Origin of the sequence: Sporosarcina sp. FA15 (assembly GCF_051550195.1) — a bacterium.
Classification (GTDB): Bacteria; Bacillota; Bacilli; order Bacillales_A; family Planococcaceae; genus Sporosarcina; species Sporosarcina psychrophila.
On record NZ_CP188818.1, the window covers coordinates 4,110,001 to 4,131,894 of the forward strand.

The 21,894-nt window shown below is 41.4% G+C and carries 14 protein-coding genes, 2 tRNA genes and 3 rRNA genes; 16 read left to right on the plus strand and 3 right to left on the minus strand.

The genetic code is table 11. The features are described 5' to 3' along the window. Nucleotides 1–29 precede the first annotated feature (29 nt). From ACP8HG_RS19570 to tsaD, 9 genes are all read left to right on the plus strand, one after another. Nucleotides 30–2,961: ribosomal RNA gene (locus ACP8HG_RS19570) — 23S ribosomal RNA — on the plus strand. An 81-nt stretch (nucleotides 2,962–3,042) separates the two neighbouring features. Beyond that, a 5S ribosomal RNA gene (rrf, locus tag ACP8HG_RS19575) occupies nucleotides 3,043–3,158 on the plus strand. Nucleotides 3,159–3,226: 68 nt separating this feature from the next. After that, nucleotides 3,227–3,302 (plus strand) — tRNA-Asp (locus ACP8HG_RS19580). Between the two features lie 300 nt (nucleotides 3,303–3,602). Further along, a 5S ribosomal RNA gene (gene rrf / locus ACP8HG_RS19585) occupies nucleotides 3,603–3,718 on the plus strand. A 67-nt stretch (nucleotides 3,719–3,785) separates the two neighbouring features. Continuing rightward, a tRNA-Asp gene (locus ACP8HG_RS19590) sits at nucleotides 3,786–3,861 on the plus strand. A gap of 289 nt (nucleotides 3,862–4,150) precedes the next feature. Then, entirely contained in the window at nucleotides 4,151–4,603 is a 453-nt protein-coding gene (gene tsaE, locus ACP8HG_RS19595) for a tRNA (adenosine(37)-N6)-threonylcarbamoyltransferase complex ATPase subunit type 1 TsaE (protein ID WP_067205339.1), read from the plus strand. After that, nucleotides 4,600–5,310, plus strand: coding sequence for a tRNA (adenosine(37)-N6)-threonylcarbamoyltransferase complex dimerization subunit type 1 TsaB (tsaB, locus tag ACP8HG_RS19600; protein WP_438297698.1), 711 nt, complete (start codon nucleotides 4,600–4,602; stop codon nucleotides 5,308–5,310). Before tsaE ends, tsaB begins: the two co-directional genes overlap by 4 nt. Then, nucleotides 5,297–5,755, plus strand: coding sequence for a ribosomal protein S18-alanine N-acetyltransferase (gene rimI / locus ACP8HG_RS19605; RefSeq protein ID WP_067205345.1), 459 nt, complete (start codon nucleotides 5,297–5,299; stop codon nucleotides 5,753–5,755). The genes tsaB and rimI overlap by 14 nt, the downstream gene beginning before the upstream one ends. Further along, on the plus strand, nucleotides 5,752–6,774 hold the full coding sequence (tsaD, locus tag ACP8HG_RS19610; RefSeq protein WP_067205347.1) for a tRNA (adenosine(37)-N6)-threonylcarbamoyltransferase complex transferase subunit TsaD: 1,023 nt from the start codon (nucleotides 5,752–5,754) through the stop codon (nucleotides 6,772–6,774). The genes rimI and tsaD overlap by 4 nt, the downstream gene beginning before the upstream one ends. 376 nt (nucleotides 6,775–7,150) lie before the next feature. Here tsaD and ACP8HG_RS19615 read toward each other — a convergent pair whose 3' ends face one another. Beyond that, nucleotides 7,151–9,079, minus strand: a complete 1,929-nt coding sequence (locus ACP8HG_RS19615) for an ABC-F family ATP-binding cassette domain-containing protein (RefSeq protein ID WP_067213814.1) — start codon at nucleotides 9,077–9,079, stop codon at nucleotides 7,151–7,153. 123 nt (nucleotides 9,080–9,202) lie between these two features. On the opposite strand from ACP8HG_RS19615, the gene ACP8HG_RS19620 reads away from it, so the two are divergent. The 3 genes from ACP8HG_RS19620 to tatC all read left to right on the plus strand — a co-directional run bounded on the left by ACP8HG_RS19620 (nucleotide 9,203) and on the right by tatC (nucleotide 10,950). Further along, nucleotides 9,203–9,853, plus strand: coding sequence for a redox-sensing transcriptional repressor Rex (locus ACP8HG_RS19620; protein ID WP_067205350.1), 651 nt, complete (start codon nucleotides 9,203–9,205; stop codon nucleotides 9,851–9,853). A gap of 93 nt (nucleotides 9,854–9,946) precedes the next feature. Next, nucleotides 9,947–10,132: a twin-arginine translocase TatA/TatE family subunit gene (locus ACP8HG_RS19625; protein WP_067205353.1), complete on the plus strand. Its 186-nt coding sequence runs from the start codon at nucleotides 9,947–9,949 to the stop codon at nucleotides 10,130–10,132. Between the two features lie 17 nt (nucleotides 10,133–10,149). After that, nucleotides 10,150–10,950, plus strand: coding sequence for a twin-arginine translocase subunit TatC (gene tatC / locus ACP8HG_RS19630; protein WP_067205355.1), 801 nt, complete (start codon nucleotides 10,150–10,152; stop codon nucleotides 10,948–10,950). A gap of 43 nt (nucleotides 10,951–10,993) precedes the next feature. On the opposite strand, the gene ACP8HG_RS19635 is transcribed toward tatC, so the two are convergent. Next, complete coding sequence (locus ACP8HG_RS19635; RefSeq protein ID WP_222618001.1) at nucleotides 10,994–11,731, minus strand: CPBP family intramembrane glutamic endopeptidase; 738 nt, start codon at nucleotides 11,729–11,731, stop codon at nucleotides 10,994–10,996. Between the two features lie 185 nt (nucleotides 11,732–11,916). Between ACP8HG_RS19635 and groES the strand changes: the two genes are divergently transcribed. From groES to ACP8HG_RS19655, 4 genes are all read left to right on the plus strand, one after another. Beyond that, nucleotides 11,917–12,201, plus strand: a complete 285-nt coding sequence (gene groES / locus ACP8HG_RS19640) for a co-chaperone GroES (protein ID WP_067205358.1) — start codon at nucleotides 11,917–11,919, stop codon at nucleotides 12,199–12,201. Nucleotides 12,202–12,257: 56 nt separating this feature from the next. Beyond that, nucleotides 12,258–13,892: a chaperonin GroEL gene (groL, locus tag ACP8HG_RS19645; protein WP_438297703.1), complete on the plus strand. Its 1,635-nt coding sequence runs from the start codon at nucleotides 12,258–12,260 to the stop codon at nucleotides 13,890–13,892. 458 nt (nucleotides 13,893–14,350) lie between these two features. Next, on the plus strand, nucleotides 14,351–17,440 hold the full coding sequence (locus ACP8HG_RS19650; protein WP_438297705.1) for a hybrid sensor histidine kinase/response regulator: 3,090 nt from the start codon (nucleotides 14,351–14,353) through the stop codon (nucleotides 17,438–17,440). 885 nt (nucleotides 17,441–18,325) lie between these two features. Continuing rightward, the gene (locus tag ACP8HG_RS19655; RefSeq protein ID WP_342539621.1) at nucleotides 18,326–20,554 is read left to right on the plus strand and encodes a YcdB/YcdC domain-containing protein; all 2,229 of its coding nucleotides are present in this window, start codon (nucleotides 18,326–18,328) and stop codon (nucleotides 20,552–20,554) included. A gap of 555 nt (nucleotides 20,555–21,109) precedes the next feature. Here the strand turns inward: ACP8HG_RS19655 and ACP8HG_RS19660 are convergent. Then, nucleotides 21,110–21,772: an exosporium glycoprotein BclB-related protein gene (locus ACP8HG_RS19660; protein WP_187046575.1), complete on the minus strand. Its 663-nt coding sequence runs from the start codon at nucleotides 21,770–21,772 to the stop codon at nucleotides 21,110–21,112. Nucleotides 21,773–21,894 lie beyond the last annotated feature (122 nt).

Here is a 21,894-nt window from a genome sequence, read left to right on the forward strand (position 1 = left end):
AAGAAGCGTAAGCTTATTGAAAACCAAAGGGTTAAGTTAGAAAGGGCGCATGGCGGATGCCTTGGCACTAGGAGCCTAAGAAGGACGGCACTAACACCGATATGCTCCGGGGAGCTGTAAGTAAGCTTTGATCCGGAGATTTCCGAATGGGGAAACCCACTGTCCATAATGGGACAGTACGTTTACGTGAATACATAGCGTAAACGAGGCACACCCGGAGAACTGAAACATCTAAGTATCCGGAGGAATAGAAAGAAAAATCGATTCCCTGAGTAGCGGCGAGCGAAACGGGAAGAGCCCAAACCAAGAAGCTTGCTTCTTGGGGTTGTAGGACACTCTATACGGAGTTACAAAGGAATGGATTAGACGAAGCGACCTGGAAAGGTCCGCCGTAGCGGGTAAAAGCCCCGTAGTTGAAAGTCCATTCTCTCCAGAGTGTATCCTGAGTACGGCGGAACACGTGAAATTCCGTCGGAATCCGGGAGGACCATCTCCCAAGGCTAAATACTCCCTAGTGACCGATAGTGAACCAGTACCGTGAGGGAAAGGTGAAAAGCACCCCGGAAGGGGAGTGAAATAGATCCTGAAACCATGTGCCTACAAGTTGTCAGAGCCCGTTAATGGGTGATGGCGTGCCTTTTGTAGAATGAACCGGCGAGTTACGATTCCATGCAAGGTTAAGCAGTGAATGCGGAGCCGCAGCGAAAGCGAGTCTGAATAGGGCGATAGAGTATGGGGTCGTAGACCCGAAACCAGGTGATCTACCCATGTCCAGGGTGAAGGTAAGGTAACACTTACTGGAGGCCCGAACCCACGTACGTTGAAAAGTGCGGGGATGAGGTGTGGGTAGCGGTGAAATTCCAATCGAACCTGGAGATAGCTGGTTCTCTCCGAAATAGCTTTAGGGCTAGCCTCAAACTTAAGAATCTCGGAGGTAGAGCACTGTTTGGACTAGGGGCCCATCCCGGGTTACCGAATTCAGACAAACTCCGAATGCCGATGATTTATGTTTGGGAGTCAGACTGCGGGTGATAAGATCCGTAGTCGAGAGGGAAACAGCCCAGACCACCAGTTAAGGTCCCCAAGTATTCGTTAAGTGGAAAAGGATGTGGCGTTGCCCAGACAACCAGGATGTTGGCTTAGAAGCAGCCATCATTTAAAGAGTGCGTAATAGCTCACTGGTCGAGTGGCGCTGCGCCGAAAATGTACCGGGGCTAAACGAATCACCGAAACTGTGGATTGACATCTTAGATGTCAGTGGTAGGAGAGCGTTCCAAGGGCGTCGAAGCTAGACCGTAAGGACTGGTGGAGCGCTTGGAAGTGAGAATGCCGGTATGAGTAGCGAAAGAAGGGTGAGAATCCCTTCCACCGAATGCCCAAGGTTTCCTGAGGAAGGCTCGTCCGCTCAGGGTTAGTCAGGACCTAAGTTGAGGCCGAAAGGCGTAGACGATGGACAACAGGTTGATATTCCTGTACCACCTCCCCGCCGTTTGAGCAATGGGGTGACGCAGTAGGATAGGGTGAGCGCGCTGTTGGTTATGCGCGTCTAAGCAGTGAGGTGTGGAATGAGGCAAATCCCGTTCCTATAACATTGAGCTGTTACAGCAAGGGGATTTATCCCTGAGTCCCTGATTTCACGCTGCCAAGAAAAGCCTCTAGCGAGGCGGGAGGTGCCTGTACCGCAAACCGACACAGGTAGGCGAGGAGAGAATCCTAAGGTGATCGAGAGAACTCTCGTTAAGGAACTCGGCAAAATGACCCCGTAACTTCGGGAGAAGGGGTGCTCTGGTAGGGTGTTAAAGCCCGAGAGAGCCGCAGTGAATAGGCCCAGGCGACTGTTTAGCAAAAACACAGGTCTCTGCAAAACCGCAAGGTGAAGTATAGGGGCTGACGCCTGCCCGGTGCTGGAAGGTTAAGAGGAGAGGTCAGCGCAAGCGAAGCTTCGAATTGAAGCCCCAGTAAACGGCGGCCGTAACTATAACGGTCCTAAGGTAGCGAAATTCCTTGTCGGGTAAGTTCCGACCCGCACGAAAGGCGTAACGATCTGGGCACTGTCTCAACGAGAGACTCGGTGAAATTATAATACCTGTGAAGATGCAGGTTACCCGCGACAGGACGGAAAGACCCCGTGGAGCTTTACTGTAACCTGATATTGAATTCCGGTGCAGCCTGTACAGGATAGGTAGGAGCCTTGGATTCCGGAGCGCTAGCTTCGGATGAGGCGTTGGTGGGATACTACCCTGGCTGTATTGGACTTCTAACCCATGCCCCTTATCGGGGCAGGAGACAGTGTCAGGCGGGCAGTTTGACTGGGGCGGTCGCCTCCTAAAGAGTAACGGAGGCGCCCAAAGGTTCCCTCAGAATGGTTGGACATCATTCGTAGAGTGCAAAGGCATAAGGGAGCTTGACTGCGAGACCTACAAGTCGAGCAGGGTCGAAAGACGGGCTTAGTGATCCGGTGGTTCCGCATGGAAGGGCCATCGCTCAACGGATAAAAGCTACCCCGGGGATAACAGGCTTATCTCCCCCAAGAGTCCACATCGACGGGGAGGTTTGGCACCTCGATGTCGGCTCATCGCATCCTGGGGCTGTAGTCGGTCCCAAGGGTTGGGCTGTTCGCCCATTAAAGCGGTACGCGAGCTGGGTTCAGAACGTCGTGAGACAGTTCGGTCCCTATCCGTCGCGGGCGCAGGAAATTTGAGAGGAGCTGTCCTTAGTACGAGAGGACCGGGATGGACATACCTCTGGTGTACCAGTTGTCTTGCCAAAGGCATCGCTGGGTAGCTATGTATGGACGGGATAAATGCTGAAAGCATCTAAGCATGAAGCCCCCCTCGAGATGAGATTTCCCATTACGCAAGTAAGTAAGATCCCTCAAAGAAGATGAGGTTGATAGGTCTGGGGTGGAAGCACGGCGACGTGTGGAGCTGACGGATACTAATCGATCGAGGACTTAACCAATTTTGAAAAGGGCTTGATTACCCTGATTCTGTGTAGCACAATGTCTGTTTTATTCAGTTTTGAGCGAACAAGCTCAAAGAGTCTGGTGACGATTGCGAAGAGGTCACACCCGTTCCCATCCCGAACACGGAAGTTAAGCTCTTCAGCGCCGATGGTAGTTGGGGGTTTCCCCCTGCGAGAGTAGGACGTCGCCGGTCTCACACATTTATACTTCGACATAAATGTGGTGAAGTTAATTGAAAAGTCGAAAGTTATTACATGTTAAGGTCCCGTGGTGTAGCGGTTAACATGCCTGCCTGTCACGCAGGAGATCGCCGGTTCGATCCCGGTCGGGACCGCCATTATATTTTAAATTCAGAACCGATTCCAGGGATTAATTCCGGAGTCGATTTTTTGTATTGCGAAATAAAAGATAAATGAACTTTGAGGCAATTCAATCTAGGTACGCTATAGTAAGGAAGTAGATTCTAATAAATAGGGGACTTAACGGTATTTGAAAAGAGTTTTATCATCCTTATTCATCAATAATGATGCTTATTTCATTCATTATGAACGAATTAGAACCGTCCATAAAAATAGTTCTTGTAATTATCGTAAGACGTGCTATACTAAGTATTGTCTTTGAGAAAAGATGATGTAGGTCTGGTGACGATTGCGAAGAGGTCACACCCGTTCCCATCCCGAACACGGAAGTTAAGCTCTTCAGCGCCGATGGTAGTTGGGGGTTTCCCCCTGCAAGAGTAGGACGTCGCCGGTCTCACATATTTACTTTCGACATAAATGTGATGAAGTTAATTAAAAAGTCGAAAATTACTACATATTTAGGTCCCGTGGTGTAGCGGTTAACATGCCTGCCTGTCACGCAGGAGATCGCCGGTTCGATCCCGGTCGGGACCGCCATTAAATTTTAAATTCAGAACCGATTCTAGGGATTAATTCCGGGATTGGTTTTTTTGTATATAGAATTCTAAGGTTTAACTAAAATGCTTTTTAAAAAAAGCAGTAAGCAACACTCTTGAGAAACTAAACAATGTTATCGTAAAAGAAGACAACGTTTTCAGCAAAGTAAACAACACTCTATGAGAAATAAAGATCATTTACTACGAAAACACATCTATCAAGGGTAGATACTTTCTGATATAACATGTTTTCGGTACACTATAACAAAGAAGCAGAAAGGAAATAATCTATGACTCAGAAAATAGAAGTAAATTCTGTCGAGGAGACAGAGCTAATTGCAACGAAACTTGCAGCACTCCTTACACCACCGGATGTACTTACGCTTGAAGGCGATTTAGGTGCAGGTAAAACGACATTTACAAAGGCGCTTGCAAAAGGACTGGGCGTTACACGCACGGTTAACAGTCCGACATTCACAATCATCAAACAGTACGAAGGTAATTACCCACTCAATCATCTCGATGTCTATCGCTTAGCTGGCAGCGATGAGGATCTTGGCTGGGATGAACTATTTTATGGAGATGCAATATCTGTTATCGAGTGGGCGCATCTTATTAAAGATGATTTGCCGGCAGAACGTCTGGAAATTCAGCTAGTTCACGGTGGCGGAGATAACCGGATGATTATATTCACGCCAATAGGTGAAAGATATGAAAAGATTTGCGAGGGGATTTTCTTATGATCTGGCTAGGTATAGATACGGCTAACACGCCCATTTCAGTTGCACTTGTGAAAGATGGCGAACTATTAATAGAAGGAACTTCAGCGATGGCTATTAACCACTCGCTACGTGCTATGCCAGCAATTGAGGAGCTGTTGGAACAAGCAGGGTTAGTACCGGCGGATATTGATGCAATTGCAGTCTCAGAAGGTCCAGGCTCTTATACAGGGGCGCGAATCGGAGTGACGATAGCGAAGACACTTGCATGGACGCTCGGTAAACCTCTTGTTGGCGTATCCACATTAAAAGCACTAGCGGCAAATGCATTATTCTTCAATGGTTTGGTTTGTCCAATTGTCGATGCAAGACGGGACAATGTCTATGCTGGTGTTTATCAATTTGATGCAGGAAAGCTTACTGAAGTTATTGAGGATGGCCATTACTCTTTGGAAGAGTTGGTACACTTGCTTGAGCAGCATAGTAGTCCTATTTTATTCGTTGGAAAAGATATAGCAATGCATGAGCAAAAAATTATTGAGCAGCTTGGACAACGTGCGGTTCTAGCGCCTCTTCAGTTTAATCTACCACGAGCCTCTTCACTTATTTATATTGCCTTGCAATCAGAAGCAGAAACGGATATACATGCATTTGTTCCGGAATATCGACGTATTGCTGAAGCTGAGGCAAATTGGTTAAAAGAGCAGGGGAAGGACAATGATCGTGGATAAAGAGATTAGTTATAGAGAGATGGGAATAGAAGATATTCCTTCTGTTGTTGAAATCGAAAAGGAAGCATTTGCGACACCATGGACTGCAGAAGTTTTTGAGCACGAAATGACTGGAAATGACTATGCGCATTACGTTGTTGCAGTCTTTGAAGAAGAAGTGATTGGGCATTGCGGAATGTGGATCGTACTGGATGAGTGTCATATTACGAATGTTGCGGTACGGAAGCATTTAAGGGGCAATGGCATCGGCGAAGCTCTGATGAAAGAAGCGATTGCACTTTGTATAGAAAAAAAAGTCCGGTTAATGACACTGGAAGTGCGGATGACCAATACTACGGCTCAAAACCTTTACCGTAAGCTTGGGTTCCAGGACGGCGGAATTAGGAAAAACTATTATACGGACGACCATGAAGATGCGCTCGTCATGTGGGTGGAATTCAAATGACAAAAGATATCTATATATTAGGAATTGAAACGAGCTGTGATGAAACAGCTGCATCCATCGTGAAAAATGGAACGGAAATTATATCGAATGTCGTAGCATCTCAAATTACTAGCCAAAAACGATTTGGCGGAGTAGTACCGGAAATTGCATCGAGACACCATGTTGAACAAATTACACTAGTAATTGAAGAAGCACTTGCGAATGCTGAACTAGAACCTGCGGATCTTGACGCCGTTGCTGTGACAGAAGGACCTGGTTTAGTTGGGGCCTTGTTGATTGGGGTTAATGCTGCAAAAGCATTTGCCTTTGCCAATGGTCTACCGATTATTGGCGTTCATCATATTGCGGGACATATATATGCTAACCAACTAATGCAACCCATGGAGTTCCCGCTTCTTGCACTCATCGTCTCAGGGGGCCATACAGAGCTGGTAATAATGGAGGGGCATGGTTCGTTTAAACTGGTTGGAGAAACACGTGATGACGCTGCTGGTGAAGCCTATGATAAAGTAGCACGTGTACTGGGCCTCCCTTACCCGGGTGGTCCTCAAATCGATAAGTTGGCAGCTGAAAGTGATGGACAAGTTGAATTCCCGCGAGCTTGGCTAGAGCCGGGTTCTTATGACTTTAGCTTTAGTGGTCTTAAATCATCAGTGATTAACTATAAGCATAATCTTGCGCAACGTGGTGAGGCTGTAAACCCTTCTCATGTCGCGGCTGGTTTTCAGGCGAGTGTCGTTGAAGTGCTGACTACTAAAGCGTTAAGGGCAGCGAAAGAGTTCGGGGTGAAACAGGTAATTGCGGCTGGCGGGGTAGCAGCGAATAAAGGGTTACGTTCTTCTCTTGAAGAAACATTTAAGAAAGAAGAGATACCCTTTTACGTTCCACCAATCATACTATGTACAGATAATGCGGCAATGATTGCTGCAGCGGGATCGGCTATGTTTATAGACGGAATACGCGGAAATCTTGCTATGAATGGTAAGCCTGGCATGTCCCTTGTTTCATGGAAACAATAAATAAGTAAAAACACGAAAGTCGTCATATTGTGACAACTTTCGTGTTTTTTTATCCCGATTTTTTTGAAGATGTCAATAGGGAACATTCGTACTTATGCACAATTGTGGATAAGTTGTGCATAACAATTGTATATGCACATTTAGTAACAGTGGTTGGAGGATAACTATGTGTATAAGAAATACATTTTTTGTGGATAGTGTGGATAATAACAGTGGATTACAAGTATAACTACATTCTATGTGTGGATAAAACTGTGGAAACTCTTTTTAAGAGAATATCGTTTCGTACTTTTATTTGATAGGTTACGACAGCAAGAAATGACAAAACGTCACGATAAACCATTGGTTCTGGTTTAACATGACGTTTACGCTCATTTTATAATTCCTCTAGTTCTTCTTGAAGTCCAAGCCAATTTTCTGATTTGCTGTCATGCTGTGCCTGAAGTGCATCAATCTGTGCCTGTAACTCCATTAATTTCACATGATCGTCTGCAAATTCAGGAGTGGAAAGTTCATCTTGAAGTGCTACTATTTCATCTTCCAGAACAGAAAGTTGTGATTCGACTTCGTCAATAGCTCTAGTCAGCCTTCTTTCCTGCCTTTTTAGTTCTTTATCATCATCATTTTTTCTTTCAATGACAGGAGTTGCAGCTGCTTTAGCGGCATTTGAGTCGGCAAGCAACTCTTCCTGTTCCAGTTTTTTCTCAATGAAATAATCATAATCACCGAGGTATTCGGTTGTACCTGTTGCGCTAATGTCGATTACTTTTGTTGCGATGCGGTTGATAAAGTACCGATCATGCGACACGAAGATGAGGGTGCCCGGGAAATCATCTAATGCATTTTCAAGAATTTCCTTGCTATCCAAGTCAAGATGGTTCGTTGGCTCGTCGAGGATAAGCGTGTTTGACTTTTGTAACATTAATTTAGCAAGTGATAATCGAGCTTTTTCTCCACCTGATAGGGAAGTGACAGGCTTCTCAACATCTTCACCGGTAAATAAAAAGCGTCCAAGTACTGAACGAACATCTTTTTCATTCATCATCGGCCAATCATCCCAAAGTTCCTGAAGAACGGTTCCAGTTCCGATAAGTGTCGCTTGTTCTTGGTCGTAATAGCCAAATTGAACATTTGTACCATAACGAATTTTGCCTGCTAGTGGTTCTTGGAACTTGACGATGGTCTTCAAAATTGTTGATTTCCCGACCCCGTTAGGTCCGATAAGTGCAATGCGGTCTTGTTTGTAGGCACGCAAGCCGATACCAGTTGAAACCGGTATACTGTCATAACCGACTGCTACATCTTCCAGTGCTAGTACATCATTTCCGCTGGGACGATCAATCGAGAAGGTAAAGTTTGCGGATTTCTCATTGCCATCAGGAGAGCCCATCCAGTCAGTTTTTTCGAGCGTTTTGCGGCGACTTTTCGCCATTTTTGATGTCGATGCTCGCGCAATATTGCGCTGAACGAAATCCTCAAGTTTGGCCTTCTCACCCATTTCCTTGACGTAAAGTTTTTGATCACGTTCATAGTTTTTCGCTTTTTCGTCAAGATACGCACTATAGTTTCCTGTATACTTCGCTACTTTTTTTCTCGATACTTCGTAGACGATTGTCACGATTTCATCTAAGAAGTAGCGGTCATGGGAGACGATTAAGATTGCGCCTTCATAAGACACTAGGTATTTCTCTAGCCAGCCGAGCGTTTCGATATCCAAATGGTTTGTCGGTTCATCAAGGATGAGGAGGTCCGGTTTACTAAGCAGCATTTTAGCAAGTGCCAATCGTGTCTTCTGACCACCGGAAAGAAGATTGACATTTTTGCTATAATCCTCAGGATAAAAACGCATCCCATGAAGCACCGAGCGAGTATCAGATTCATATTGATAGCCACCAGAATCTTTGAATTCGATTTGTAGAGCATCGTACTCTTTGATGACGCGTTCATAGTCGCTCGGGTTGTCGTAGACAGAGGAATCTGCCATAAGCCCTTCAAGCGATCGAAGCCGCCTTTCAATGCTATGGAGTGGTTCGAATACAGTCATCATCTCTTCCCAAACCGTCAATACAGAGTCGATACCTGAATGCTGTTCAAGATACCCAATCCGGATATCTTTAGGGACGATTAAATCACCCGAATCAGCGCTCATTTCACCAGCGATTATTTTAAGTAATGTCGATTTTCCAGCCCCATTGCGGCCAACAAGTGCGACGCGGTCGCGATGTTGAACTTCGAGCTTTACGTTTTCTAATATATCTGTTCCCGAAAATGATTTTGTTAGTCCGTTCACTTGTAATACGATCAAATAAAGCACCTCTATTCCTCTTCAGTTTAAATGAATGGCGTCAAGCGTGCAACGGTCGACTTTACAACATTCATTATCTACTGTACGATAGAATCGCCTTTAGATACACTCAGGAGGGTTAACATGATAGGGGAAACAATCAAAATTCCACAGGCGACGTCCAAACGTTTGCCTTTATATTATAGGTTCCTTCAAAATTTCGCGAATTCAGGGAAGAAACGAGTATCATCCAGTGAATTAAGCGAAGCTATGAAAATTGATGCTGCCACCATTCGACGTGATTTTTCACATTTCGGCGCACTTGGCCGTAAAGGGTACGGGTATGATGTACATTATCTTGTCGACTTTTTTCGTCAGGCACTCGATCAGGATGAAGTAACAGATGTAGCGCTCATTGGCGTTGGTAGTTTAGGGAACGCTTTTTTGAAATATAATTTCCATAAAAATCACAATACACGAATCATCATTGCATTCGATCCGAAAGGTACGCATGAAGGGACAGAGATGAGTGGAATTCCAGTTTTTCATCCTGATACGATTGAGGATAAAATCAAGGAATTAGGAATCGAGCTTGTCATTCTTTCTGTGCCTTCACGTGTAGCCCAAGAAGTGACTGATAAGCTTGCTACTATCGGTGTGAAAGGAATTCTTAACTTTACTCCGGTTCGGCTGACGGTCCCCGACTCGTTACGGGTTCATACAATCGATTTGTCTGTCGAGTTACAAACACTTATTTACTTTATTAAAAACGACGTAAAAGATTCACATATGTAATGCTTTGTAAATAGTATTTCAGTCACCATTCGTGTAAAATAGACACAAGAAGGATTGAGTTCAATCCCTAGTTTTAAGAAGGAGGTGTCCGAGATGCCAGGTCCAGGAAGTCTGATTATCATTGCTGTTATTGCTTTGCTCGTATTCGGTCCCAAGAAACTGCCTGAAATCGGGAAAGCCTTCGGTTCGTCATTGCGTGAATTCAAACATGCGACAAAAGGTCTTGTAGAAGACGACGATGTAAAAAAAGTTGAAGACAAGAAAGAAGAACTGAAGTAAGTTAGGATGTCTGTCCGATGATAGAAAAAAACTTAACAGTCATTGAGCATATAGATGAAATTAGAAAACGGCTGATGGTTATCGTCGTTTTCTTTGTTGTAGCCGTAGTGGGAGCTTTTTTTGTAGCAAAACCACTTATTCAGTTCCTGCAAAATGATGGAGAAGCACATAATATTGCCTTAAATGCGTTCAATGTACTTGACCCGATTATGATTTACGTGAAAGTGATTGTCTTTATCGCATTCATCGTCATTTCACCTGTGCTTATGTACCAATTATGGTCCTTTATCTCACCCGGATTGCATGAAACTGAGCGGCGCGCAACATTGAATTATATTCCGTTTACATTTTTCTTGTTTGTTGGTGGTATTGCGTTTTCGTATTTCGTCCTGCTACCTTATGTGATGAAATTCATGATGAATTTATCTACGGAGCTCGATATAACCCAGACAATCGGCATTAATGAGTATTTCACGTTCCTTTTCCAACTGTTAATTCCATTCGGTATTGTTTTTCAGCTGCCGGTGGTCTTGTTATTTTTAACAAGACTTGGTATTTTGGATCCGACGACACTTGTGAAGATACGGAAATATGCATACTTTGTTCTATTTGTAATTGCGGCGTTCATTACACCACCTGACTTGTTGTCTCATATGTTCGTTACAGTTCCATTGTTTGCGCTTTATGAAATTAGTATTTTCATTTCACGTTTTGGTCACAGAAAATACTTGAAGGCTGAACAGCAGCGACAATTCGAAGAGGCGAAAGCTGAACAACAACGTCAGATTGATGAAGTTAATGAGCGACAGCAGAAATGAAAAAAGTCTTCCACAACCCTAAGTAGGGATGTGGAAGACTTTTTTAGTGCATAAAGAAGATTATGGCTTGTTTCAAATCCTCTTGCCATTGTTGTATCTTCTCAATGTTTAAATTGAGGACAACGACAAATCCATTCATTAGTAAATGGGCAATCATTGGTGTCAGTATGCGTTTCGTCCGGTAATACAAGTAAGAGAATACGAAAGCGGGCATCATATAGATTAGAAGGTGTTCGAATTCATTATGAACAGCAGCAAACACTAAAGCACTGACAATGGCTGCAATCCAGAAATTCGTTTTTTGATAAACCCCTCCAAAGACAACCCTTCTGAAAATGATTTCTTCCAGGAATGGTGCGAATAGTACGATTGATAGGATGATGATTGGTGACACTTTCGCGATGTCGGAAAGGATTGCAGTGTTATCGGATCCTGGTTCTATTCCAATTGCAACCTCGATAGCACCAGCCAGCATTTGTCCTCCCAATGCTAGAAAGAAGCCAATGAATCCCCAAAGAACCGAATTGCCAATGGAAGATTTTTTCCCTTTGAAAACTTGAAAGAAGTTTTTCTTCGGTACGATTAATACCAGGAAAATGATAGCTGCAATTAAGTTAACGGTGAAAAGAGTCCAAGAACTTGCCCGATATGCCATATCCTGTTTAGTGAATTGCTCATCCCAAGGAAAGTATAAGAATAAGCCCTCTGATAAAAAGATGCTGCTTACATGCATCAGGATGTAAGTGATTAATAAAGCGAGAGAGATTTTCCAATTCTTCATGTAACGCCACCCTTTCAACTGTGGTTGAGGTCAATTTTAGCTGTTTAGGGCGAGATAAGCAAAGAGAAAATGTTCGGAGTATTTCACTTGCAATATATGCAAATGTTCATTATGATTAGAAATGTATTAGCACTCATGTCTATCGAGTGCTAAAAGGGAGATATTATCTGAGGAGGTTGTTTCAATTGTTGAAACCATTAGGTGACCGTATTGTTATCGAGCTAATCGAGGCAGAAGAAAAAACGTCAAGCGGTATTGTTATACCGGACTCTGCAAAAGAAAAACCGCAAGAAGGTAAAGTTTTTGCTACAGGTACTGGACGCGTTCTTGAAAACGGACAACGTATCGAATTGGAAGTTAAAGAAGGAGATCGAATCCTCTTCTCAAAATATGCAGGCACTGAAATCAAACATGAAGGTAATGAATATCTGATCTTGCGTGAAAGTGACATCTTAGCGATTATTGGCTAATAGACTGATGCACAGCTCGTTTAAAAATACACGAAAAATCAGGAGGGTACTTATAAATGGCTAAACAAATTAAATTCAACGAAGACGCACGAAGCGCAATGCTACGTGGGGTCGATACATTGGCAAACGCTGTAAAAGTAACGCTTGGACCTAAAGGACGTAACGTCGTTCTTGAGAAAAAATTTGGTTCACCACTTATTACAAATGACGGTGTAACAATTGCACGTGAAATCGAACTTGAAGATGCGTTCGAAAACATGGGTGCAAAACTTGTGGCTGAAGTAGCGTCTAAAACAAACGAAATCGCTGGTGACGGTACAACAACTGCAACAGTTCTAGCGCAAGCAATGATCCGTGAAGGACTGAAAAACGTTACTGCAGGTGCTAACCCTGTCGGAATCCGTAAAGGAATCGAAAAAGCGGTTATAGCTGCTGTTGAAGGCCTTCAAGAAATCTCCAATGAAATCGAAGGAAAAGAAGAGATTGCACAAGTCGCATCTATTTCTTCTGGAGACGAAGAAGTTGGGAAACTTATTGCTGAAGCAATGGAGCGCGTTGGCAACGATGGTGTCATTACTATCGAAGAGTCAAAAGGCTTCACGACTGAACTAGACGTTGTTGAAGGAATGCAATTTGACCGCGGTTATGCATCTGCATACATGGCAACGGATACAGACAAAATGGAAGCAGTTTTGGACAATCCGTATATCTTGATCACAGATAAAAAGATTACGAACATCCAAGAAATTCTTCCTGTTCTTGAGCAAGTAGTTCAACAAGGTAAGCCACTTCTTATGATCGCAGAAGACGTTGAAGGCGAAGCACTTGCAACACTTGTTGTGAACAAACTACGTGGTACATTCAATGCTGTTGCTGTTAAGGCGCCAGGCTTCGGAGATCGCCGTAAAGCGATGCTTGAAGACATTGCGACATTGACTGGTGGGGAAGTAATCACTGAAGACCTAGGTCTTGATCTTAAATCAGCTGATATTTCACAACTTGGTCATGCAGTGAAAGTTGTTGTTACAAAAGACAATACGACAATCGTTGAAGGCAGCGGCAATTCAGAACTCATTCAGGCACGCGTTAACCAAATCCGTGTTCAACTTGAAGAATCAACTTCTGAATTCGATAAAGAGAAATTGCAGGAGCGTCTTGCTAAACTTGCAGGCGGCGTTGCAGTTATCAAAGTCGGAGCAGCTACTGAAACTGAACTTAAAGAACGTAAACTTCGCATCGAAGACGCATTGAACTCAACGCGTGCAGCTGTTGAAGAAGGTATCGTTTCTGGTGGTGGTACTGCTCTTGTAAACGTCTATAGCAAAGTAGCAGCATTACTAGAGTCTACTGAAGGCGACGTAGCAACAGGTATTAAAATCGTACTTCGCGCGCTTGAAGAGCCTGTACGTCAAATCGCTAACAACGCAGGTCTTGAAGGATCAATCGTTGTAGACCGTCTGAAACGCGAAGAAGTAGGAATTGGCTTCAACGCAGCAGAAGGTACATGGGTAAACATGATGGAAGCTGGAATCGTTGACCCGACTAAGGTTACACGTTATGCACTCCAAAACGCAGCATCTGTTGCTGCTATGTTCTTGACTACTGAAGCAGTAGTTGCGGACCTACCTGAACCAGCAGGCGCAATGGGCGGCGGAATGCCTGACATGGGCGGTATGGGCGGCATGATGTAAGCTTTACTAAATAAATATTGTTATAACGGGGTTTGCAGTGATGCAGACTCCGTTTTTTTTTATGAAAAGGAAACATAAAGGTAATATTATACTTTCAAAGCTATTTATCAAATCTGCAATACTAAGATTATTTTTATATTACCCCTTGAATAGTTGTTCACTATCTATTTCCCTTAAGAAATGGTAATAGTAATATGTAGTTAATACATAGTTTTCTGGATTATCCAGATATTCATTGACAACTTCTTCTCTTTGTTAATAGTGGGGGGATTTTTTTAATATGAAAATAGTTACAGTAATTGTGGATTATGATAATAGTCTTTATATTGTGATGGATCTGCTTGATTGGTATTATAGAATTGGTACAGATGTACTCATGGTTCATAACCTAGTTTCACAAATAATTCCTGTTACCTAAGGTGGGGGCAAGTCTGATGAGGCAGACGCATAAGCGGTGTTTGTTAGCTTTTATAGCAATCTTATTAATAATAATTATTATAGAGGACCCCAGGCTCTCGGCGAAACAGGTTGAGTCATTTGGGACTTTTGATACAAGTGACAATCTGCAATCGAAAGAATTTTATACAGATTTAGATGGAGAATGGTACTTTTTTGAGAAAGCATTATTAACGCCTAATGAGGTGATGAACCAGCTAAGGAATGGAATGGGAAGAGTGGTTTCACTTCCTAGCTCGTTTGAGACACAAACGGGGGAAATCAATACATTTGGAACATATAGCACGACGATCAAAATACCAAGAGATTATGTAGGGGAAACATTAGCAATTCATATTCCCTTTCAATACAATGCTTATACAGTTTATATAGATCAAACAGAAGTCTCTAAAAATGGTGTAGTGGGGCAAGATTCAGCGTCACATACTGCTGAAATGGCTCCGAGAACAGGTTATTTTATTACACAATCGGATGAAGTGTACCTCACTATTCAAGTATCTAGCTTCGACCATATTCGAGGGGGATTTGAGAACTCCATTTATTTAGGGGAAGCGTCAGTTGTAGCTCAAAAGTTCAATACGAATATGATAAGTACCCTTTTTATGAATGGTTGTATTTTCATCATTGGTCTGTTTATGATTTTATTTGCTTGGTACCGTAGACAGGAGCCTGTGTTTTTTATATTTGGGATTTTTGCTATGCTCATATCTGTTCGTGCTTTATTTACTGTACCTTTTTACTATACGCTCATATTTTTAGATATGTCTTGGCTCATGGGAACCAGATTAGAATATATTTTAACAGAGGCAACTTCAATGTTTTATGTCATTTTATTGTGGAAGTGGCATGAAAAGGAGTTTTCCAAGAAAATAATGTATGGGCTAGTTATTATACATTCAGCGCTTATTGTTACGACTTTATTTACACAACCTATATTTTTCCAGGATCTATTTTTCAATGTATTTTATTTGACTATTCCCACCTTTTTCTATGTAATTTATGTTATTTCCAAGAGTATTCGTAATAATAACAGAAACGCAAAAGTAAACCTAATCGGAATGGGACTTATATTTTTGGCGTTTTTTAATGATTTTGCGATAGGGCAGAATTGGTATCAAGGATCGACATTAATGTTGCCCGCGGTTGGCGTCTATGTAATGATCCATGTAATCCTAATGAGTAAAAATTTTGCAGAGTCGGTTCGGAAAACAGAGCAACAAAACAAGCAACTATTAGCTTTAAATGCATCAAATGAAGAGCTTGCTATTCAACTTCAAAAAGAAATTAAGCAAAAGGATGATTTTCTTGCAAATACATCCCATGAACTTCGGAATCCACTACATGGCATTATTAATATCGCACAGTCAATTTTGTATAATAGGCCCAATCATCTGGATGAAAAAACTCAAAATGACTTGGAACTTCAGCTGACGATTGGGCATCATATGTCACGGACTTTGGAGGATTTACTAGACATTACCCGCTTGAAGGAACATAGGATTCATCTAAAAAGGGAGCGTCTTGACATAAAAGCTATCTCTGTAGGCGTTGTTGATATGCTCAAAGTTCTAATTGAAAATAAGGATATCCAAATGGAAGTCCGAATCCAAAGCGACTTACCTAGTGTAGCAGCGGATAAAAATCGGCTGATTCAAATTTTGTTTAATCTTCTTCACAATGCGGTGAAATATACAGATGAAGGTATGATTACCATCGATGCTGACATACATGAGGAAAAAGCCCATATTCATATCACCGATACGGGCGTAGGAATGAATGAACAAACGCTACGTACAATTTTCGAACCATATGAACAAGGTGATTCCAGTATTACAGCAATTGGGGGTGGTCTCGGTTTAGGTCTAAGTATCTGCCAACAGTTAGTGGAAATGCATGGTGGAATCATAAAAGCGAGTTCCATCTTGGGCGAAGGTTCGATATTTACATTTACCTTACCACTAGCTGAAGGCTCTTTTGAAGGGAAAATAGCCACAAGAATAATCCCATCTCTGGATATGAGTAAACTTCCTATTAAAGAAACACCGATTGCTATGCATCATGCGATGATTGAAGCATTTACTAAAAATACGCCACCCTCATACAGACCGAGAATTTTGGCTATCGACGACGATCCAGTGAATTTGAAAGTGTTGACCAACATTCTTAATAAAGACCAATATGAAGTAGAAATTGTTACTAGCGGAAAAGAAGCATTAAAACAACTTGAATGGAAGAAATGGGATTTAGTTATTTCGGATGTTATGATGCCTACCATGTCCGGGTACGAATTAACCCGTTTCATCCGAGAGAAATTTTCAATATCTGAACTTCCTATTCTTCTTTTAACAGCGCGAAGTAACCCGGAGGATATCTATGCTGGTTTTTTAGCAGGTGCAAATGATTACATCACAAAACCAGTCGATGCGGTGGAGTTAAATGTTCGAGTACATGCTTTAACCAATTTACAAGCATCAATTAATGAACGGTTAGGGATGGAAGCAGCATGGCTACAAGCACAAATTCGTCCACATTTTATGTTAAATACACTGAATGCGATTGTTTCATTGAGCGAGACAGATACGCCGAGAATGGCCCGTCTTCTTGAGAAGTTCGCAAATTATTTACAGAGTAGTTTCTATCTGAAAAACTTAGATAAGGTAGTCTCTCTTCAAGATGAACTTGATTTACTTGAATCTTATTTATATATTGAAAAGGAGCGATTTGGGAATCGACTACATATAAAGTGGGAAATAGATGAAGTCACAGATGTAATGATTCCGCCTTTATCTATCCAAACATTAGTAGAAAATGCTGTCAATCACGGAGTGTTGAAGCGAATCGTTGGAGGCTCAATAACAATACGAATCCGCAAAGAAGACGGCTATACGGAAATCGCCGTTATCGATGACGGTGTCGGGATGGATGAAGAAAGGATAAAACAAATCTTTACCATCCAACCTGATCGAAAAAAAGGCATTGGACTAGTCAATACCGAACAACGTTTGAAGCGATTGTACGGCAAAGGTCTGTATGTTATAAGCACACCCAGTGTCGGAACAACAATTACATTTACTGTACCAACTAACTCATAGTTGGGCGACGGAATGCCTGAAAAGATGTAACACCGTTTACAAAGGGCTTATATCATGAGCCCTTGAGAAAAATTGGCTATTCTAGTGGTTATTTTATAGATCAAGTTCTCGATGGTCATGAGAGCTAGTTTTTTAAAATCAATAAGTTTATAGAAAGATGTGATCGCCTAAAGTTATTGGGGCTTTCCCAGCAAGAACTTGTTATAATGACTGACGTTGAATTACTAACGATTACCTGTGCGAAGGCGGTTTTGATAACCTAACGACTAGAACATATGATAGAATCTTTTTTACATTGGGATTGAACGTTAAGGAAATTGCAGAATTCATAATTCAAATACAGTCAGATGATAGTTGACCGTATTTTGACCGAAAAAATTATAGAAATCTGTATAAGGTGGTACAAAATAAATAGAGGATAAAGTATTGGTTTATCAATGTCTGTAGCAGTACGTAGCAATCTGTAGAAGCTATTAAGTAAGGGACGGCATGATAAAAGAAGGGAATCAAGCCCTTTCGAGTTCAATGCTTTGAAGGTCTAATTTGCATCTTTGACCACATTGCGAACGCATATAAAAATGAAAAGCATTCTTACTTTAACTTATGTTAAGGTAAGAATGCTTTTTTTGTATGAAAGGAAAATAGAAATTAATCTTAAAAAGTTTATATAGGTCAATAAAGAGCTAAAGACAATAACTTCTTTTGGCGCCTTTCTATTTAATTTTATGAAATTACCAGCACGGAAGGTGGAGAATGAATTGCAGTGTTGCAAGAGATAAGGCGAGCGGACATCTACATAAAGAGTATTTGAAAAAAATCTCTTGTTCACAATTCGCTGAATCTATTGTACAATTTATAGACTACTAATTTTGGAGGGAAATTTTGGTGAAATTTAAAAAAATTGGGGTCATATTAAGCTCTTCTGCTTTAACATTTGGGATGTTCGCGTCTGTTGCCAATGCTTCAACCACAACGATTGGACAACCTGAAAAAGTACAAATTCAAGTTGCTTCAACAGAAACAGTTTTTTCGAAAAATGATTTAATTAAGAGGTTTCGTGCTTTGTTTCCCAATCAGTTCGACTTTTTATCGAATAGTGATTTTCGTGTGGAAAATAGTTTCTTTTATCCTGAAGATGATACGTTACGTTATGGCCTATCCTTCTTTAAGACAATTGATGGTAAGCAAGTAAATGGTAATATTGGATTTGTTGGAGAGAATTTAGAAATTGAGCAATTTTATTATCAACCTTCTAATGAAGCAGAAGCTTTATTTCCCGCCAAGGTCTCAAAAGAGGAGGCTAAGAAAATAGCCACTGATTTTATCAAGAATATTCTGGGTGGAGATGATTTTCAATTAGAAACGGATGTCTATAACTATTATCCAAATCAAATATTAACTGAACCAATACGTTACTCATTCTCTTTTGCCCGGACGGAAAATCAAGTATCCATTTCTAATCAAACAATAGGAGTATCTGTTCTTGGCAATGGTGAAGTTGTTAGTTTTCACAGAAATCCTGTGGAGTTGGAAACGTCTACCTTTGATGATCTAAAACAAGTACTTGATAAAAATGAAGTTTTAAAGAAAGTAAAAGAAAATCTTGCCGTAGATTTGCAATATCATATTGATACGGATTATCGAACGGGTGATCGCCAAGTTCAGCTTGTTTACCAGCCAACAACAAAATTACAGGGGGTTAACGCACTATCAGGTAAGTGGTTGACTACAGACGGGTACTCAGCGGACTTCCCAGGGAAAACAAAAATCGAAAAAATTACAGCTGATTCACTACCGGCAAAACAGAATGGAATTACTTTAGAAGAAGCAAAGAAAATTGCTGAACAATTACTTGCCATAAAATCAGATAAGGTTAAGTTAAATATTCAATCTATCGATGAAATAGAAAACCAAAACGGACAGGCAGTTATTAGCATTCAGTATATGTATGAATATGCGAGTGGTGGAACTGGAACGAATTTGGAATTAGATAAAAATACGGGCGAGATTATTCAATATAGTGATATAAAAAGTGGAATGCTAGAACGGATTGAAGATAAACCTGAGAAAGAGAAAACGCTGTCTCAGAAGGAAGCCCTCACTCAAGCAGTGAAATATATTAAGGAATGGGCTCCGTCTAATGCACATCACTATGCTATGCCTATAGAGGAATCACACTTTGAAGATAGACAAGGTGCTTATTACTTTTCTTTCCCGAGAATTGTAAATGGGATTACAGTGATAGGGGATCAAATTGGTGTAAGTATAGCCAGTGATGGTTCTTTAAACAGCCTTAATGTCAATTATCAAGAGATGGAAAAATGGCCATCAATTGATGAAGTTATTTCTGAAGAAGACGCAATTGCTACCTTGAAAGAGGCACTAAGCCTAAAACTTAATTATATGAAACAAGGGAACAACAAAGATAATCATCACTATGATTTAGTCTATTCACCTGTTTTTAATGATGCAGACCTTAGTTTTTTAAATGCTAAGACGGGAGAATGGGGTAGCTTGTATGGTGGCGGAAATTCAACCGTCATTTCACATCCTTGGGCAGAAGAGGAACTTAATTATCTTATTAATGCCAAAATATTAGATATTAAAGATACTAAAAACTTTAATGGTGATGCCTCTGTATCAAAAGGGGAAGCGATAAAAATCATCATGAATTCACTTACTTATATTTATTACGGCAGGGATTATGGAGGAAACGAAAATACGAATCAGACTTTTGATAATATAGATGCCAAACACCCCCTCTATCAATCGGTCGAACGTGCCGTTGAAATGGGCATTATTAAAGGAGACAGTCAGAGCTTTGACATGGATGCACCCGTCAAAAGAGAAGAATTGGCAGCTTGGTATATACGCGCTCTAGGTCTTGAGCAAGCAGCTAAGCAAAGCAGTATTTATAAACTTGATATTGTTGATGCAAATAAGGTGCAAAAAGAATACACAGGCTATGTAGCTTTGGCAACATCACTGGGATTATTAAAGACTGACCAAAATCACTTTAACCCTGAACGAGAAGCGACGTATGCCGAGTTAGCAGTTTCAATTATTAAGCTAGCCCGAGAAATAACTGAAAAAGGCAGGGGCCTGAATTATTGAAATGTAAGGATATAACTATTTAATAACTCTCCGCCGTATGAGAACTCAAACGGTGGAGGGGTTTAGTTTGTCTAATCTATTACCAATTTCTTCAGTTGGTAACACCTGTTTTAAATGAATGTATAACACCGATTACGGATTATCACCGACTAAAATCGTAGCAATCATCGTATTGGTTACTCCCCTAACTATGGAAATACTATTATCATTTTGATTTGCCAACATCGATGGAAGAAAGCCTTTATCTATCAATTTTTTAGATGGCTACAAGGTCAATCGTGATCATATTCCTTATTAAAAAGCGATCCTACCTTTAATTTGCAAAGGTAGGATCGTTTTTTTTGCTTCAACTATTATCGAAAGCGTAAAAATCAATTGCTTGATCCATTAAGGCTATAAACTATTTGACTTTCGTCGCATAATCGCTCTTTGGATCGGATTTTTAGTGTATTTATATTCTGATGGAAATAAAAACCCCTTTACATTGTTGAAATGAAAGGGGCTACAGAAAAAATTGTACTCTTTCTTTTGACCTTATTTTCTACGGTCAGTTGTTTACGAAATAGTTATACCAGCACTTGCAGTACCTATAACAGTAGCGGCCAAAGGAGCACCAGATACTGAGAATACCATTAGCAATCGATCGCCTACCGATACCGGTACGGGTGCGAAACTCGCTGATCCACTAAGTGTAGTGCCTACTGTCAAGAGATTTGTTAGAGTTGGGGCTAAATTCACGCTTATACCTGTTGGACTGAAGGTATTACTTCCAGCAGGTGCGCGATAGACTTGTGCATTGACAGTTGCAGTTGTTGCAATACTCAATGCAGTAGTTATTGTGTAAGCAGCGGAAATAGCCGTTATGCTACCTGCCCGTGGAACTGAAAAGGCTTCATTTATCAAACCTGTCAAGTCTATCGTGGTGCCAAGAACGACAGGGCTCGGAATGGCAGTGCCAAATCCAATGAAAAAGGGGATACCAGCTAATCCACCTACGAGAGAAGTCAATGCAACAGGTACTAGTCCAGAAGCGAATGGGATAATCGAACCAGTGTTGGCTGTTGGGATTATACAAGCTGCATCAATAGCTCTGAATGGTCCCAAATTACAATTGACGTGCCCAGTATCGACACGGAAGCAACCAGAACTTCCGTGACGAGATCCACCAGATCCACCACATCCACTACATCCATGAAGTTTAAAATTATTAGAATTCATTTTAACACCTCCTTTCTTTGTTATCCTATTCAAAACAATTGCAGGGCGGACGGGCAATTAACTAATCGTTAATAATAGTTTTTAACTCATCCTAGCGTAATGTAGATTATTTGGATCAACTG